The 20,204-nt window shown below is 49.3% G+C and carries 3 protein-coding genes; all 3 read right to left on the bottom strand.

Annotated features, from left to right (window positions below; all coding sequences use genetic code 11):
• Positions 1-85: 85 nt before the first annotated feature.
• Genes HJG39_RS16505 through HJG39_RS16515 form a run of 3 tightly spaced genes read right to left on the bottom strand, consistent with a single transcriptional unit; the run spans position 86 to position 20,201 of the window.
• Entirely contained in the window at positions 86-2,431 is a 2,346-nt protein-coding gene (locus HJG39_RS16505) for a type I polyketide synthase (RefSeq protein WP_268410857.1), read from the bottom strand.
• 10 nt (positions 2,432-2,441) lie between these two features.
• Entirely contained in the window at positions 2,442-3,578 is a 1,137-nt protein-coding gene (locus tag HJG39_RS16510) for a MupA/Atu3671 family FMN-dependent luciferase-like monooxygenase (RefSeq protein WP_268410859.1), read from the bottom strand.
• Positions 3,579-3,587: 9 nt separating this feature from the next.
• Complete coding sequence (locus tag HJG39_RS16515; RefSeq protein WP_268410861.1) at positions 3,588-20,201, bottom strand: MupA/Atu3671 family FMN-dependent luciferase-like monooxygenase; 16,614 nt, start codon at positions 20,199-20,201, stop codon at positions 3,588-3,590.
• Positions 20,202-20,204: the final 3 nt, after the last annotated feature.

Genomic DNA, 20,204 nt, shown 5'->3' on the forward strand with positions numbered 1-20,204 from the left:
GAGTTAGCCTGAACAAAACGACTTCTTGCCAGCAACGCATTGCATGGCGTGCTGACCCCACGTTGGTGAGATCAGGGCTAAATGTTTATTTCACCAGTTTTTTAAGGTCATCAAGACTCAGCTCGCCGGATTTAAACTTGTTCAGCGCGGCGATGCTTTTCGCGTCGGCCTCTGAGGCTGCACTTTTTGCTTGCTGATTGACCTTCATTTTGCTGCTCACTAAACGGCTTAACGCACCAATATCGGGGCATTGCATAAAGTCTCTGCCGGTGAGTTTGACTTGCATTTCTTTTTCGATAGCGCGACCAAGGCGCACCATAATTAAGGAATCCACACCGTAATCGACAAACGTGGTTTGTGGCGTTAAATCGTTGTTATTACGGTGCATGGCTTTTTGAATAAATTGCGTCACGTAAGTGATGGCCGCCTGCTCTGTCGTGGCGCTGCTAGCAAGCAATTCGCTAAATCCAGTGGCTTTTGCTGCCCTTGTAGCAGAAGCAGCACTCGCTTCTATACGCCCTTCGTTTATACGCCCCGCTTCTATACGGAAAAACTCACCTGCAAACGGGTACACAGGCAAGTGACAACGTGGCGCGGTCAATGCGTTAGCAAAGTCAGACCAATCCGGCGTTTTGCCCGCAAGCCACTGTTGCATAGGCGCAGGCAAAGCGTCGACTGCACTTGAATCCGCGTCGTTCGCTCTAAGCACTTGAATAGCCGCCACAGAAAACCCGGTATGTGCGGCAAACTCGCTGACATTAACACGCAGTACAGCGCGCGCTGAAAAGCTGTCGCGACCTTGCATCAAAGTGCGTTGAATCGAGGCGAGTGTTGCTGATGCTTCGGTGTTTGAAGCTTGCTCTGAAGCTGTTTTTGAAAGCTGGCAAAGCGCCTCGGATAACTGACTAATGACCTGCGTTAGTTGCGCGTCGGTTTTTGCGCTGACTGGCAGTGTTACCGTGTCTTTAATTGCGACATTAGCGGCAACATCTCCCGCTGAGCTAGCCCCTTCGCTTGCTTGTGAAGGCGTGTATTCCTGCAACAAAATGTGGGCGTTATTGCCACCAATGCCGTAAGAATGAACGGCTGCCAATCGCGGGCGATTGTCTTTGCCTTGCCATGCTTCGTTAGCGGCAAGTAAACGACAAGGTGACTGGTCGGTATCTAAATCGTCGCTGGCGTGTTCAAAGTGCGCAATACCGAAAAGGGTTTGCTGTTTAAAGCTCGCAATCACTTTTAACATCGCGCCCAAAGAAGAGGCTGCATGCATGTGCCCTAGCGTGGGTTTTAAGGTGCTAATGGCCACCTGACCTTCTGCAATGGGCTGATTTTGCGCTTCGCCAAGTTGGCGTATAGCTTTGTTAAAGGCGCTCCATTCGGCAATGTCCGAAACCGTTGTTGCCATGCCTTGCGCTTCAATGTAGTCCAAATCAGCAAGGGAAATGTCGGCATTTTGGTAACACTGTTTAATGACCTCAACATGGGCAGCCACATTGGGCGATGCCATCGACATGCCACCTTGACCATTAAAGTTCACCGCCGAATTTTTCACCACGGCGTAAATGGCGTCTTTGTCTTTTTGTGCTTGCGCTAAGGGTTTTAACAGCAAGCTAATCACGCCTTCGGAGCGAATAAACCCATCGGCCTTTTCGCCAAACGAATGTAAGGTGCGCGACGGGCTAAGCTGCGCCATTTGTGTTAAGCCAATGAACGGCTCAGGACGCAATAATAAATTGGCGGCGGCAACAATGGCTTGCTCCATTTCGCCCGCACGTAATGCAGAAATGGCGTGATGTAACGCCACCGCGCCGCTGGAACACAAAGTGTTCACCACTTGGCTTGCACCGCAAAAATCGAAGTAATACGCAATGTTATTGGCTAACATCGCCGACGATCCGCTAAAATCGTTGAAGATACCGGCTTGTTGCAAGCTAAGTTGATACTCGCTGTCTTCTGCACCAATAAACACGCCGGTGCGCGAACCTTTTAGGGCGCTGGGAGCGTAACCCGCATCTTCAATACAGTGATACACGTTTTGCATAAGCAAACGCTGACGCGGGTCTATTAGGCTGGCGGCTTCCGCTGGCACATTGAAAAAATCGGCATCGAAGTGAAAAACCTTGTCGATGCTACCTGCCCACTGTGGCGCTTCGTCGAGTAATTCTGGGTCGTATTGATTCGCGGCACTTTGCCAGTCGAATCTATCTGACGGGAATTCACGAATGAGGTCATCGCCATTGGCGAGAGCTTGCCAAAACGCCTGCACAGAATCACAACTGGGTAATTGTGCGGCAACACCAATAATGGCAATGCTCTGCTGATCATTTTGGCTATTGTGATTTTCGGAAACGGCAGCGCCGGTGCTCGCTTCATCGGTGTTAGTCTCGCCGAGAAGCGCGGAAATAGCTTGTAATTCTTGTTCTGTATTCATTTTGCTCCCCCTAGTACAGGGCGCTTAGCTGTTTAAGGTATGGCAACGATGCCTTCACCGAGTCGTAATCCACGCCAAAATCCATTAAGCACACAATGTCGTTTACACCGGCGCTAATGGCTTGCTCGACTAATGGCTGGCAATCTTCCACCCCACCAAAGAGCGCGCAGGTTTTGAAATAGCGCTGATAGGCGTACTCCAATACCTTGTCTTTTTCTGCCTGACTCACTTCATCCACGCCTTTGTCTTTACCGAGTCCGGCTTTCACGTGGGCGTCAATAGTGCTGGCAATGTAATCTTTAAACGGCGCTTCCACTTTTTGCTGCACGGCGGGAATATCCGCGCCTAAATGCGTGTGCAACATCAACGAGACTTTGCCGCTTTGTGGGTCTAAACCAGCTTCTTCACGGCCTTTTCGGTACAGCGCAATCTTCTTCGCCATTTCTTGCATATCAATGCCATACAACATGGTGAACACGTTGTAGCCTTGCTTGCCGGCAAAGTAGAAAGCCTGTTCGTTTTGTGCCACCAACAACCATACGTTTAGTGTTTTTTGTGTGGGTTTTGGGAACACTTGAATCGGGAAGGTTTGGTTGTCTGGGCCAGTGAATTCAACGGCTTCCCCGCGCCACAAACGTTGCACTTGGTCAATACGTTCACCGCAAATTTCACGGCGATTGTGGTAGTTATCCGGTGCTAAAATGAAGTCTTGAATATTCCAGCCAGAGCCAAAACCTAAGTCCACACGACCATCGGATAAAATGTCGTTCATGGCCCATGTTTCCACCACTTCCGCAGGATGATGTAACGGCAAGGAAATCCCTGCGGTACGAAAACGAATGCGCTGGGTTTGCGGAATTAAGTAAGAACAAATAATGGATGAATTGGCGTATATCGAGCCAAATTCACTAAAGTGACGCTCGGGGAAATACACGGCTTCAAAGCCTTCGTTATCCGCAAAGACGGTGAGGTCACGCATAAACTCATACTTTTGTTTATCGGCAATGCCTTTAATCACATCCGAAAAGAAGATGAGGCTAAAGCTCACCTTACTGTTGCTACCAGCATGAGGCGTGTTGTCTGTTGCGGCTTGCGCCGAGCTTTCATTGTTTGGCGATACACCTAAAATGTCTTCTATCGATCCCATTTTCGCCTCCTACACACTGACTTTTTGGTTTTCAAGATGCTCAGAAAAGCTTGCAACTGTGGGGAAGTCCACCAGCCAGCTTGGCTGAATATCCACCTTGAGTTGTTTTTCTAAGCGGGTGACAAGCTGCATCGCCACAATGGAATCCATGCCATAGTTTTGGAAGGTTTCCTCGTGATCGATGTCGTTCAGCTCCAGCACGGTTGCGACGGTTTGAGCCACCACATCGGAAACCTCGGGTGTTTCGCCTGATGTTTCTGTTGGTATTTCCGTCGGTGTTTTGCTTGGCGCGCTCACTGGCGTTTCTGCAACTGGCGCGGGTGTTTTTTGCTGCTGACACGCGCTTAATACGCTATGTAAACGATGGATAAGCGCAGGCGGCATCACCTTAATTTCGTCCATCGATAAACCGGATTTCACGCGGTTGATGTCGAGCCATTCGCCCTTTTCTAACGCTTGTTCCCACTGGCTAATTTGCGCTTCAACAGGGTCGTCTGTGCTTGTGGTTGTGGTTGTGGTTGTGGTTGTGGTTGTTGCTGTAGAAACGCGCGTGTTCGCGGTTTCGGTAACGGGCACTTGCTCGGTTTCTGGCTCCGCTTGCAAACCCATAACCTTCAGGAAGGTTTGGCGATCGGCAACGGCAACCGCACCTACAACAGGGGCGTTGGCTAAATTAGCGTTATCGAACACACTTACAGCCGCATCTAGGGTGATTAAATCCGTGCCTTGCTGGGCGAATTTACGCATACGATCGGTGTCGTCGCCCGCGGCTTGCTCTTGGCGCAAGTAGTAATCCACTGTCCAAGGTCCCCAACATAAGCTGCTGGCAAAACCGTGACGAAGCCCGCGTTTCGCCAAACGATTACGGTGTTGTGCAAAGGCATTTTGGAACGCCGAGCCGTAGGCGTAATCGCAAGAACCGGGAATACCAAACGCGGCAATGGAGGAAAACATCAAGAAGCAATCAAGAGGTTGTGTTTGCGTGTGTTTATCCAGCAATAAGCAGCTTTGAATTTTGGTTTGAATATTGGTGTGAAAGTCGTTCCATTGCTTGTTCACCACAATTTCGTCTTGCACCTGATTGGCCAACAAAATCACGCCATTGATGGTACTGAATTGCGACAAAATACGTTGCATTGCGGCTGCCAAGGCAGGCTCATGGGTGACATCCGCTTGTTCGTAGTGAACCCTTGCCCCCATTGCTGTTAACGCCTGTATTTGTGCTTGCTTGGTGGCATTTAAATCGCCTCGGGACACAATCACAATATTGGCTTGATATTGACTCGCCAAATGCTGACACACTAACTCACCAATGGGGCCTAAACCGCCCACCAGCAAATAAGTTCCGCCGGTTTTAAAAGCGGGGGCTGGAACGGCTGAGCTAGCATCAGGTGAAGGCAGTGCTAACGTGTTGTTATCTTGAATGCGTAAGCGCTCAAGGTAACGCTCACCTTGCTGGAAACGCACTTTCACGAATAATTCTTGGTTTGGCTGAAGTGTATCTGCCAATAATTCTTGCATGATCCACTGGGCGCGGCGTGCGGGTTGCTCGTCGATAAAATTCAACGACTTCCACTGATGACGCCTATTTTCCATGCTGGCAGTGCTTAATAAGCCAGAGAGCGCTTGTAAATCAACGGCGTTTTGTTGGGCATTTTGCGCAAACACGTAGTAACCACGAATCGCGCTATCCCAAAAACGGCGCTGCAATAATTTAATGGCAGCAAAAGCATTACCGATGCTGCTAGCACGGTAAGTTGCGGCCTCATCTGTGCGGCTGTCACCAAGCAGCAACACCACGTTAGGCGCGTTTTCAACTAAATCGGCAGGAAGTGACGCTAATGCATTTTCCGATGCTAACGACGTAAGCGGTAAAAACTGCCAGCCCAATAAAGCTGTACTTTCGCTTTCCTTAACGCTCTCTTTGCCATGCGTAAGCAACGCCTCGGCAATTTGCTTAAGCGCGTCTTTTTCGGCTTCATCTTGATACAAAACCCAAACCGACTGCCCAGCAAACTGCGTTACCGCTTGAGACCAGTCGATACCCGCCTCTTTCGAAGCAGCATGAGGCGCGGCCTCAACTTCTTCTGCCAGAAGCATCCAGTCGAGTGGTTTGCTTGGCTTCTCTGATAATTTCTTCTGCGATAATGGCTTTTCAGGCGAGGCTTTTTTAGGAGAATCGTTTTCAGAGACCGGCATGTGAGCAAGCGTAATCGGCTGCAAACAAAGTTGTTGGATTTGCGCGCGAATATTACCGTTGGCATCGCACAGCGACACATTAACGCGCATTTCGCCGTCAATTTCACTGTCACCCTCAACGCGAGGTTGCACATTAATCACTGCCCACATCACGGTTTCTAGGGGCGCATACGCCGCCAATTCACCAATGGCTTTTACGCTGAAATAGGTATTTTCTGCTGCGCCAACCTTGGCAGATGCAAGCCCATAGGCATTACAGGCTTGGATTACCGCATCAAAACAGCACGCTAGTTCAATATCTTGCTGACCAATCAGGCCATGAGGCACACGAATGTTGACCAGAATTTGTTGATTTTTTGCACTCACGTTTGATGCGCCCAAAGCTCCCATACTCAGCGCTTTAAGGCTTTGCACACTTTCTGGATAACGCACAACACCTAACGTTGGCGCTGGCTTTGACGTTGGCGCGTCTTGCAGCGCCGTTTGAATTTGCGTCACATCCAGTTTGCTTAACGCTTCGCTTACCACACTACTGGCGCATGCATGGGTTTGTTGCCCTGTTGCCATGCAGCGTAGCGTGAAATCCAAGGTCTTATCGCCAAAGCTGTTTTCGGTAAGACTATTTTCGGGGTGACTGTTTTTTGGGTTTAGGCTCACCTCAAACGGTGAGATGCCGGATGATTCATCGGAAACACTCGGCGCAGGTACTAACTTACCGTTTAGTACGGCGTTTAAATCTAAATTGTGTACCGCCCAACCACGGAATTTACCGTTCAGCGCCGCCTGCATTTTTTGCGCGGCTAAAGTTTGCTGCACGCTGGCAATGGCGAGAGCTTCGGAATAATAACCCTCGCCGTTCACGTCAAAGCGGAATAAAGACGGGGAAATATCCGTTGTCCGAGAGTTAGTTTGCGAGACTGCGCTTTTTGCACTCTTAGCATCGGCACGGTTCGCTTCATCAAACGGCTTAAACCAATAGCTTTCTTTAGCAAACGGGTACGTTGGCAACGACAAACGAACTAACGTGTTATTGCCAATTTCATTCACGAACAAGGCACTGTCACCATTGAACAAACCCAAGCTAAAGGCTTGTGCAAAGGTCGTTAACAGCGAAGGAGTAGCCGCTTCGCCTGCACGCATTGCTTGTAAATGTGCGTTCAACTGAGCTTTATCACAACCGGCGGTAAAGGCCGCTTTTTGCTGCTTGTCGCGGGTATTAGCAAGATAGAAATTAGCCTGAGTAAGCTTATTCCCTGCGGATTCACTTGGCGCTTGATTTAGCGCTTGGGCTAGCATCTGGCACAACTCACTCACGCTATTCACCACAAACGCGGCACGATACGCAAAGTGTTTGCGTCCGAGCATCAAGCTGTAGCTTAAAGCAAGTAAATTGGTTTGCGCGTTAGCGGGCTGATTCAAATAAGCGGCTAATTGCTGTATTTGTTGAGCAAGCTGCTCTTCGCTTCGCGCCGATAACACAACAAGGTGCGGCTGAGCCTGAACATCAAGCGATTGGCGTACTGGCGCTTCTTGCAACACCATGTGCGCATTGGTACCACTAAAGGCAAACGAGCTAACCGTTGCGCGGCGAGGATGCTCGCCTTGCGGCCAATCCTGCAATTGTGTATTCACATAAAACGGCGTGTTGGTTAAGTCGATATGCTCATTTTGTTGCTGATAAGACGCCACTGGCGGCAACTGTTTGTGCTTTAAACTTAACAAGGCTTTTAAGAACCCGGACACACCCGCAGCGGCAAGGGTGTGACCGATATTGGCCTTCACCGAACCCAGCGCGCAGAATTGCTGTTTTTGCGTAAAGGCAGCGTAGGATTCTTTTAAGGCTTCCACTTCAATCGGGTCGCCTAATTTCGTGCCAGTGCCGTGGGCTTCCACCAAGGAAATGCTGTCCGGCGAGATGCCAAACTCGCGATACACTTGCTGCTCAAGCTCGCTTTGCGACGCGGCACTTGGCGCGGTAATACCGTTGGTTTTGCCATCTTGATTAACGCCCCACCCCGCCATAATGCCGTGAATCGGGTCGCCATCGGCTAAGGCTTGTGCGTAGCGTTTTAATAACACCACACCCACACCTTCACCGGGTACAAAACCATTGGCGCGGTTGTCGAATGTGAAACAACGACCATCTGCCGATAACATGCCGGCTTTGGTGGTCATGACATGCAAACTTGGGCCACAAATCACACTAACGCCACCCGCTAATGCCATTTCGCATTGGCCTAACAATAAGTTGTTTGCCGCCTCGGCAATGGCCACCAAAGACGCCGAACAGGCGGTATCAATGGCAATACTAGGGCCTTTTAAGTTTAAGAAGTAGGAAATGCGCGAGGTAAGAATCGACGGATTACCGCCCATCAACCCTTGTGCGCTCAACCCATCGGTATCTTCGTAATCGCCATACTGCCCCGTTGTGCAGCCAACAAACACACCTACACGTTTGCCAGATAAGGTATCTGGGTTGATGGCAGCATCTTCAATGCAGTGCCAACAGGCTTGCAAGAACAAGCGTTGTTGCGGGTCCATGAATTTGGCTTCTGCGGGTGAAATAGCAAAGAATAATGGGTCGAATTTGTCGACGTTATCTAACACCCCCATCCACTGGCAGTTAGATTTGCCCGGTGCTTGTGGGTCAGCATCATAGTATTGGTTGATAGACCAACGGCTTGGCGGCACTTTGCTAATGCAGTCTTTGCCGCTGGCGATGTTGTCCCAAAAAGCGTCTAAGTCCGGCGACTGAGGGAACTGCCCAGCCATGCCTATCACCGCAATGCGCTTATCGTCTAAATTCTGATGGCTTGATGTCGTGTTTGATTCAAACAAATCTGGCTTAGCTTGCTGGCGTTGACGCTGCATCATGGCAATGCATTCTTGCGTACAATCCTGCATTTGCGTGGCCTGATGGCTAATAACTACCTTGCCAATATGCTCACCTTGAGACACATATTTCAACGCGTCTTGAATGGCTGCGTAAGGATAAACACGGGACACAATCGGCACAATCAATTGCGCTTCAACCATGTCCACCATGATGTCCATCACTTGCTGCTTTTCGCCGCCGCCCGTTAAGGCTAGCTTACGAAAATCCATGCTTAAGAATTGTTGATTGCTGACTAAGCGAGATAAGTCCAACTTGCCACTGGTTTTTAAGCCATGCACCGCTAATTCAAGGTAACGACCGGATTCTGCTAAGCAATTAATACCGCGCTGAATCGCCTCGCCGGACAACATGTTTAAAACCACATCCACGCCTTTACCTTGGGTAATTTGCGCAATCTGCTCATCGAAAGGCAGCTCTCCTGCCTTGTGTTGGTAATTCAAAATATGCGGCACACCCAATTGCGCCAAAATCTGCATTTTGTTGGCTTTACTGGTGGTGGCAAAACGCTCGCAGCCAATTAAATTGGCAAGTTGAAGCGCCATTAAGCCGCAGCCCCCTGTGGCGGTTTGAATTAACACGCTATCACTGGATTGCAGCTTAGCCATTTCAAACGCACAAAACACAGTGCCAAACACCACGGGCAAGCTACAGGCTTGCTCGAAGCTGATATTGCGCGGCTTTCGTACTGCACTTGTTGCAAGCACATTAACGAATTGTGCGTGACCACCCAAGTTTTCACCTGTGATGGCAATTACCGCATCGCCCACATTAAATTTAGTGACCTTTGCACCAACCTGCGTAATCACCCCAGCCACTTCAAAGCCCGGCACAAAAGGATACGCCGGAAGAGTTGGGTATAAACCGTTAACGCACATGGTATCGGGGAAATTAATCGCCGAGGCTTTAACTTCTAGGGTGATTTCATCATCTTTTAATGCGCCAATTTGCCAAGGCTTAATGGCGATTTCATCGAGCGTGTGAACGCTGGAGATCACCAAACCGTTAGGTCCTTGTGGCAAGGTTTGCATGGTCGCTGATTCTGGTGCTGACACTGACGTTTGTTCGACTGCTGTTTTTTCGATAGGCGCAGCAGCTTGGGTAATCGCAGTTTGCATATCTACGGGTTGCGCAGCGACTTCTTCTGTTAGCGCACCCGCATTAGACTTTCCCGCAACCGCGCCGACTCTTGAAGCTTCACCTGCAACGAATTGCGTTAGCGCGCTGATCGTTGGGTAGTCGTAAATTTTGGTCACGGGCATAGCAAGGCCAAAGTCTTGGTTAATGCTTCTTACCCACTCCACAGCAATAATCGAATCTAACCCCAATTCATTAAAAGGCTTGTTTAAATCAATATCGTCGGCATCAACATATAACGCCTCTGCCAAACTTTCTTGAAGTTGGGATTGCACGTCATCGGCATTCACAGATGCAGTAACTGAGGTATTTACATCGACGCTTTCAGAAGCACCTTCCGTAACAGGTTCAGGCACTGGCTCAACCAAGGTAGGAGAAGCGGGCTGAGTTAGTGCCGCATTGCTGCTAGCGTGAGTGTGGATGTTTGCATCCACCACGGCACTTGCAGATGAACCTATCAAACCGGCAATAAACTGTGCCAAGGCGTGAATATTAGGATGGTCGTACAACTTCATTACGGGGAAGTCGATATGGAAATGTTGGTTAATCCAACGCACCCACTCCACCGCAAGAATGGAATCTAACCCTAATTCAACAAAGCTTTTGTCTTGTTCGATGTCTTCAACATCTTGATATAACGCCTGTGCTAAGCCTTCTGCCAATTGTGCGGCAAGGGAATCAACATCCACTTGCGTTGCAGGTGCTTGTGAAATAGTCGCTTCTGGCAATGTTTGAGGTTGCGCTTGGGCGGTGTTTTCAATCTTATCTTGAGATTGGCTTATCACCGTTTCTTGAACACTGGACGTAGGCTGTGTTTGCGATGTCAACACATCCGATGGTGCGCCTAAGCTGAATTTGGGCTTAGGTTTATTCACTGGCTGAATACTGGCAGCCGTTACGCCAACTTGAGCGTGAATCGGTGCTGACTGCTCAACGGTGTTTTGAACAGCCAGCACGTCATCCCCTTTTGAAACTGGGTTGTGCTGATTGGCTAACGCTACACTTAGCGCGCTTGTCGCAGAACTTGTTTGCGCCTCTTTCGCTTTTACACCTTTTACTTTCAAGCCTTTCGCTGCGGGCAAATACGCTTTTTTCGAGAACGGGTAAGTTGGCAAACTCATGCGACGCAAAGGTTGTGTGGAATTTGCCAAGTGTTGCCAAGGAATATCTAAACCTTTGGCCCATAACGAAAGTAATTTGTCGGTTTTATTGGCTGCTAACCATTTGCTTAATAACTCGCTAAAATCGCTATCGTCAGTGAAGCGTTGTAGCAATTCATCCTGACTGCCCACCTCGCCTTGGTAATAAGTGCGGTCGCTGACGTCATTTTGTAAAACGTGCTCAAGGGCATGTTGTAAATCGGCTAAATCGTTAGCAACAAAGGCCAAGCGATGGCGCATTTCATCGCGCCCTACGCGCAAGGTGTAAGCCAATGAGGCAAAGTCGAGGTGATTAGTGTTTTCATTAAGCGCCTGTTTCGACACAAACTCGTGTAAATTCTGTACTTGCTCGCGTAATTGCGCTTCGGTTTTAGCTGAAAGCAAAATGATTTCTGCTGCATGGTTAACAGCAGATGTAACAGCCGGCGCGATATATTCTTCCAACACCACATGGGCATTCGCACCACCAAAACCAAAGGAACTCACGCCAGCTCGCAGCGGGAATGCGTTTCCTTGGGCATCAGCTAAGCGTGTCCACGGTTTTTGTTCTTGTAGCACATAAAACGGCGACTGCTGTAAACGTATGTAAGGGTTTACCGTGTCGCAATGCAGGTTTTTGGCAAGGGTTTGATGCTTAAATTGCAATAGCACTTTAATGAAACCGGCTACACCTGCTGCCACTTCTAAGTGACCGATGTTGCTTTTTACTGCGCCAAGCGCAATATGCGCCGTTGCCGAAGTTGTCGTACCGTCTTTTAATGAACGTTCTTTCAGCAACGAAGCAAATGCGGATTTCAATGCGTTGATTTCAATCGGATCGCCAAGTTCTGTACCTGTGCCATGAGTTTCAATAAAGCTGACACTGGCTGGGTCGACTCCAGCGTCTTGATACGCCGCCGTCAACAATGCTGCTTGCGCTTTTGGATTCGGTGCAGTTAATGAATTCGCGCGACCACCGTGGTTTTCTGCACTGCCACGGATGACACCATAAATATGATCGCCATCGGCTTGCGCTTGCGTTAAGGGTTTCAGTAACACCAAACCCACACCTTCGCCTCTGGCATAACCATTGGCTTTATCCGAGAAGGTGGCGCAGCGGCCATCTAGGCTTAGCATGCCCGCGCGGTTCAAACTGGCGTGAATATCGCCATTCACTAACACGTTAACCCCGCCCGCTATTGCCAGCGGCGCTTCTTTGTTACGCAACACACGTGCTGCGCGATGAATAGCAACCAATGAGCTAGAGCACGCGGTGTCGATAGACTCGCTCGGCCCGTGTAAATCCATGAAATAGCTAATGCGATTGGCACCAATCGATGCCGACAATCCGGTTGCCGAGTGTCCATCTATGTCGAGTCCAGCATCAGTTAAGACCTGATCAAAACCGTTAGTAGCGATCCCCACAAACACGGCGGTATTGCTCTTAGCAAGGCTAGAGGGTGCGTATCCTGCGTCTTCTACCACTTTCCACGCGTGGGTTAATAGCAAGCGTTGCTGCGGATCCATTAACGTGGCTTCGCGTGGGGAGATTTCGAAGAAGTTGCTGTCGAGCGCGAAGGCATCGTCGATGAATCCGGCCCACTTTACGTTGCACTTATTTGCCTCTTTGCTTGGGTCGCCCCACATAGCTTGCCAGTCCCAGCGATCATCAGGCACTTCTGCCATGCAATCTTTGCCATTACTCAGCACATCCCAAAATTCATCGAGGTTGTTGGCTTTGGGGAAAGCGCCGCTAACACCAATAATGGCGACAGCGCTGTCGTTTGCTGTTTCAAGGTTTTGCGTGGCTGGCGTATGTTGATTCACCTCACCAATAGCCGCCTGTGCCTGAACTGGCGTAGCAACCGGCGTTACTCGAGAAGGTGGCGCAGAAGGAGTAGCTTCCACGTTATTTTCAGCCACCGGGGTGTCGTTTTCAGATACCAAAGACAATTGTTCTTCAATAAACTCGGAAATATCTTTTAGCTCAACAAAAGCAAAGAAGTCCGGCGGCGTGCTTTCTAAACCAAACTCACGATTAATGCCCTCAGACAAGGTCACAATACCCAACGAATCGAAGGGAAATGCATGCATTTCCATATTGAGGTCAACATCCGCTGGCGACATATCAAAGAGCATCGCCAAAGATTTTTTCACGAAAGCGTTAATATGCCCTTTGTTTACCGGTGTTTTTGCAGACGTTCGAACAACCGGCGCGGCAACTTGTGCAGTGGGTTGAGCAAGCGCTGTGGGTTGACTTACCGGCCGCGGCGCAGGCGCACTCGCATTCACAACGGCTTGTGTTGGCAAGGTTTGTGTAACCAGTTTGGGTTTACGTTTATCCGGCGGCAAATAGCTGTGTGTTAAGTTAAATGGATAGGTCGGCAGCGCCATTTTAGCAACGCCCAGCGGGGCAATAAGCAGGTTCCAATCGAAGTTGGGCTGGCTTAGCCATAAGCTGATTAATCCATCCACATTGGCATCCACCAGCGCTGGATATTCTGCAACTTTCTTAGCGGATTTACTTAGTAATGCCTGATACTGGAAGCCAGAAGCGGTGAGCGCAGTAGGGTTAATTTGAACCGCATCGGATTGCTCACTTTGCGCCCCTTGAACCGTTGAAGCAACAAATAAAGATTGTGCTTGTTGCAAACGACTTTGCAGTTCGCTGATGGAGCTGACTGTCCATGCTAAACGGTGTTCAAAGTAGGATTTACTGCGGTTTAGCGTCATCACTAATGAAGCTAAATAGGCATTGCCATTTGCATCTACGTTGGTATCTAACACCGAAACGAAGTCGCTTAGTTTACGCACGTAAGCCAGCAATTCGCTGGGCGTTTTTGCCGATAAACACACGGGGAAGCGAGTCAACCCTGCCACATTCACTGCCGCTTGCGGCGCACTGTGGCTCGCCAGCACAACATGAGCAGCAGCGCCGGAAAAGTTAAACGAATGTACACTGGCAATACTTTCCTCACCGTAACCGGCATTCACCACCGGACGCGTTTCGGTAGCAATATAGAGCGGCGATTTTTGCAAACGAATGTGCTGATTCGGCGCATCCACATGCAACGTGGGTGCAATGGTTTTGTGGTGCAGCATCATTACGGTTTTAATGAAACCGGCAATTCCTGCCGCCGCTTCACTGTGACCCACATTGGATTTAATCGAACCTAAACCACAGTAGTTGCGGCCAATATCAAGCTGTTGTGCTTTCGCCAATTCTTTCAAGCTTTTCGAGATCACGTTGAATTCCAAGGCATCGCCCATTTCGGTGCCTGTACCGTGCGCTTCAATGTGTACCACCTGACGCGGGTCGACTTTGGCTTTGCGATAAACCGAAGTAATCAGCTCTGCATGTTTGTTGGAATTGGGTTGCTCGTAGAAATGCGAACGGCCGCCGTGATTTGTGCCGGTGGCTTTAATCACCGCGTAAATATGGTCGTTATCTTGCTGCGCCTGCACATAAGGTTTTAGGAACACCGCCGCGAATAATTCACCTTTACTCCAACCATCGCCGTTTGCGGCAAAGGCTTTGCAGCGGAAATCATCCGACAAATAATCCATTGAAAGATAAGCGTTAAAACCATCTGGCGTGCAAATGTAGCTCACGCCACCAGCAATCGCGGCGTCTATAACGCCAGCGTTAATGTCGATAACCGCTCGATCCACCGCATATAACGAACTGCAACACGCGGAGTCGAGCGTTTGGCTTGGCCCGTTTACATCAAGGAAATAAGAAGTGCGGTTGGCAATACCGGAAATAGCACAGCCTGTTCCAACAAATTGCGAGTCGAAACGATGTTGCGATACTAAATGCAAGTATTCACAGGCAATGGCACCAGCATACACGCCGATTTTTTTGCCGGAGAAAGACAACGGATAATAACCTGCGTCTTCAATGGCTTGCCAACTTGCCACTAGGAACAAGCGTTGTTGCGGATCCATTGCTAAGGCTTCTTCTTCGCTTAACCCGAAAAAGGTTGGGTCGAAGTAATCGGAATGTTCAACAAAACCGCCGTACAAGCCTTTTAGCTCGGTCATGTCTTCTTCAAACAAGGCGTAAACCAAGTGACGGCGCGACGCAGGGATTTCGGTGATTAAGTCTTCACCCTTGCGCAATTTTTCCCAGAAATCGTGAGCATTGTCTGCGCCCGGATACAAACCGCCAACACCCACCACGGCCACTTCACCGCTTGGTGATTTTGGCTCTGCGGCATGAGAAGTAACCTCTTTAGCTGCGACTGTTTGAGAAACCGCAACGGACGCCGTAGCACCGCTTTGCGCGGGTGCAATCGACATTGCCGCCATTTCTGGCGCAGCCGCTACCTGTGGTTCAGGTTTTGATTCGGCCTTGGCTTCAGTTTTCGATTCAGCATTAACCCCTAAATCATTTCCAAAGATTTGCATCAACTCTTCTTGATATTCTTCAGCAAGGAATTCCGCCATATCCTTAATGCAAGTGTACTCGAACATTAAAGTGGCAGGCATATCAATGGAAATGGATTGGTTAGCCTGCTCGGTTAACTCGTTAACAGCAATCGAATCCATGCCTAAATGCTCAAGCCCTTCATCCACTGGCACTTCATCAATATCTAACTTCAAAAAGTTAGCAATCATGGTGCGGAATTGTTCAATCAGGAAAGTCGACAAAGAAGTGGTTGTCACAGTATCACCTACTCTAGTTGGATGATTTGAACTTGAAACAGTCGGGGTTGCTGCTTGGCTTACTGGCGCAGGCTTTTGCGCCGGAATGTGCGCTGGCGCAGAGACTGACGATGACTGCACAGCCGCCACCGGCAATTGCTCGAACGACTTGGCAAAATAACCTTGAATAACGGCGTACACCTTGCCATTCGCATCTTCAATGCTGATGTCGTAACGGGTGAGTTTGCCCTCACGTTCAGACACACTGGCAAATAGCGCGGTGCCGCTTGTAATCGGGCTAAGCAGATAACAAGCTTCGATAGAAAACGGTACGCTTGGCGACATTTCATCTTGGCGAGCTATAGCAAACCCCACGCTTGCAGCAAAGGCAGAGTCTAGGAATGGCGCGGCTTGCAAAGGCAAGCGTTGTGGCTCGGCAGCCAGTTTCGCCACACATAAAGACGGCAACACATGCAACGCCTGTAAACGACGCATGTTCGCCCCGTGAGACTGCTTCGCTTCGGGCGCATTCATCATGTCCCAAAATGCACTTTCGCTAGCGATTTCGGTCGCTTTGGTTAAGGCATTTACATCCACTCGCGGCGCAAAGTTAACGGCTTGTGATTGCACAACCCATTGTCCTTTACAGCACAGTTTTGCCGCTTCCTCTGTATTTATTGTGGAGGGTTCAGAGGCATGTAAATTGGCGTTTAACGCCTGTTGATAGCAGCGAAACTGCCCGTTTGCTTCAAATTCAATAACGAGCTCGCTTGCCGTTGCGCCTTGTGGCAATTCAAACGGCATCAAAAAGGCGAGATTTTTCACGCAGCAGACATCCCGTTTAAACACCTGTTGCGCCACCTCTCCAAGTACGGCTAAGTAGCCAGCAGCAGGCAATACTGGGGTGCCATCCACCACATGTTGTTGCACAAAATAGTCGTTTGCTTGCAAGCGAATACGCACGCGCGTTGGCGCTACCTGTGCATGTTCCGGGTACGCATTTTCTGTTTGTTCAACGCTCATGCGCGATGCTAACCAATGAGCGCCTGAAACCGTTTTTTCCTGTACAGGCATCATCGGTAATTTCAACTCAATACGGGTGAATGGCGCAGGCGGTAATGCTACTTTTTGATAGGGTTTGTGTTCGAACAGCGCAAGCCAATCCACCTTGTTACCTTGCACCCATGCTTGCGCTAACGAAGCAACATCACGCTTCGCCAACAGGTTTTCAATTGCTTCGTCACTGACTATCGCGGCGTTGTCAGTAAAGTGCGCGCTACAAACCCAAGCGTCTTGCGATAGTTGCACATTGGTGTTCGTACCCGCTTGGTTCAACTCAATAAACTGTTTTAGCTGCGCTAACAGGGCGCCATAAGAGGGTGCAAGGAACACCACACGCTGCTTGGCTAAACGGTCGCGCCCCATTAGGGTTTGCGCAATGTTAAGCAGCGCAGTTTGCGAGTTCGGGGCGCTGCTTTCGTAACGTTTTTGCGCAGCGTTATTGCTTAAATGCGAGAACAGGCTTTGTGCGTAACTCAGCAATTCATCGTGATTTTTACCCGAAAGCACAAACGGCACGTTTTCATTTGAGTAGGTGTGTGCTTTTGCCTGCGCTTTTGTTTGCGAATTGCTTTGATAGTCACGCAACACAATGTGAGCATTGGTGCCACCCAAACCGTAAGCAATCACGCTTGCGTAATGCGGCTTATGATTTGCGGGTTCATCCAGCGACACGTTTTGCGTTTGTATGGCAAGCGGCGTATCGCTTAAGTCCACGCTTGGGTCTACTGCGTCGAAATTGAGTGTGGCAGGCAACAGTTTGTAATTCAGGGAAAGCGCCATTTTGGTAAGTTGTGCAATGCCGCCAGAGGCTTCACCAAAACCAATGTTGGATTTCACCGAGCCCACATAAATTGGGGCATCGGAATCCGGTTGGTTATTGGCTTTTTCGTAACCGTTCAACTGTTGAATGCATTGGCGGAGCGCCATTAGTTCAACGGCATCAGAATCGTTACCGGAACCGTGACCTTCAATAAACACCAACTGGTCGCGATTCACGCCAAGGTCGGTGTAGGTTTTCGCCATCAACTCGCCAATGGCTTTTGCCGATGGCATGGTTAATCGTCCAGACGCATCCCCATGGTGATTTACATCGGAACCGCACACAACGGCGTATATGTGGTCGCCTGCGGCTTCTGCACTGGCAAGTGGTTTCACTAAAATACAACCAACGCCTTCGCCTATCACTTCTTTATTAGCTGGGAAGGAGAACGGATTGCACACGCCAGACTCATTCAAAATGCCCATTTTTGATAACGACACAACACGGTCAGGTGTTAACAACAAACTGACGCCGCCGACTAAAGCTTGGTCGCAGTCGCCCGCGTTAATGGATTGCATTGCGCGATGCATGGCAACAAGTCCGCTAGAACACGCGGTGTCGTATACTTCGCTGGGGCCTTTTAAACCTAAAATGTAGGAAATGCGATTGGCTTTAATGGTGCCGCTTAAGGCGGTGCTGATGTAAGGTTCGCTGGATTTTTCTATGTCCATTTGCGCCAGCAAGTTGCCGTACTCGGAGTTATAGAAAGCTAAGAACACACCGGTTTTGCTGTTATGTAATTGCTTCGGTGCGTAACCGGCATTTTCAATACACTGCCACGCGGCTTCCAGTAACAAGCGTGCGTGAGGGTCCATGACTTCGCCTTCGCGCTTGGAAATGCTGAAAAACGCCGAATCAAAATGGAACACATCATCCATTAAACCAAAATGTTTGATGTTGGTTTTGCCCACTTCTTTTTTCGGGTCGCCATAAATGGCCTGCCAATCGTAACGGTCTTGAATTTCGCTAATACAACTCACGTTATTGGTGAGATTTTGCCAAAACTCATCGATGTTACTGGCCTTAGGATAGCGCCCAGCAAGGCCAACAATGGCGAATTCTTGCTGCGCTACAGCGCTCGCTTGTGTAGCGGAAGCCCGTTTAATCGCTTGCGCTAAGCTCACCGGAGGCACATAGGAATGCGGCTGCATGCGATCTTTTAACTGGGTTAAGTAAGGCAGAGTTTCGTACATTTGCGCTTCGCTAATGCCAAAGTCCACTAAACAGGCAATTTCATTCACGCCAGCGCTGTGCATTTTGGCAAGTAACGCTTCGCAATGTTCCAAATTGCCGAACAACGCGCTGTTTTTCTTTTGGAAATGAAAAGAGTGCTCAACAACGCGATTAATTTCTTCTTCGGTTGGCGTTTCTTCGCGCGCTTGCATGTGCCCAATTAGGCCGCTTTTGATGTAATCGAAGTAATGTTCGTTGACTGCCGCCTCTACTTTGCTTTCATCTTCATGTACGTAGCTGTGCAGCATAAGGCTAATCACGCCGGTTTCTGGGTCGAAGCCTGCATCGGCGCGCGCTTGGCGGTACACTTGGATGTTTTCCGCGAGTTCTTCAATGGGCTTACTGGTGAGCATGGTAAGCACGTTGTAACCGCGTTTACCGGCTTCTTTGAAGGTTTCTGGATTACCGGAAACCGTGACCCACATGTTTAATTCTTCTTGCAGTGGACGCGGGAAAACGCGAATTGGCGCGGGTTCGCCTTTGCCGTTGAGATATTTTAAGGTGTCACCACGCCACAATTGTTCCACTTCCTCCATGCGCGAAAACCACACGTCGCGCAGGTTGTCGAAGGTGTCTGGGGAAACCACAAAGTCGTTAGGGTTCCAACCGCTAGCAAAGCCCATGTCTACGCGACCATTGGACAAGTTATCCAGCACCGCCCACGACTCCACCACATTCGCAGGATGATGCAGTGGCAATATCACGCTCCCGGAGCGCAAGCGAATAGTGTTGGTTTCTGCTGCGATATTCGACAATAACACCGCAGGTTGCGGGAAAATTCCGCCAAATTCATAAAAGTGACGTTCTGGCATCCACAAGGCTTTAAAGCCGTTGGCATCGGCGAATTTGGCAATGTTTTTAACGTACTCGTATTTGTCGTCGAAGACTTGCTGATTGTTATTAGTGGAGAAGAAAATAAAGCTGAAATCGAGACCGGGATTAGGTTGCTTATGGCTTTGCTTTTTCTTGGACGCTACTTCGTTCGCGCCCTGATTTTTCGCACGACTTAAGCGCGACGAATTCAGAGCAGAGGTTTCATCATTCTCAGCCTTTGCTATACGTTGCTTAAGTTGCGCCATGATTTTTTGCACCCATTGCGCCTTTGCTGTTTCGCTTTCTGGTTTTTCTTGGCTTATGGCTTGCGCGTTTTCCTCGGGAGCTGCCGCTTGAGGCGCTTGAGACTCTGCTGGCGCTTGCACGGGTTCATTTAAGGCAATGCCGTTAGCGCTTACATTATGACCACTTAGCTTGTCGGCATAGTTTTCAGTGAGATGTTCAGCCAATTTACCAATGGTGCTGTAATCCACAATTTGTTTTGGCGACAAGTCAACATTGAACGCCTCGGAAAGCAAGTGTGTGTAGCGAGCAGAAACGATGGAATTCATCCCGTATTGAGAAAAATCTACATTCGGGTCCAGACTAAAATCAGCCTCAAGCCCTAATAAATTCTTTAGCTCTTTGCTCAAAAATACTTCTAAATCGGTCCGTATCATCGT

The sequence above is a fragment of the Alteromonas sp. a30 genome (assembly GCF_026788005.1).
GTDB lineage: Bacteria > Pseudomonadota > Gammaproteobacteria > Enterobacterales > Alteromonadaceae > Paraneptunicella.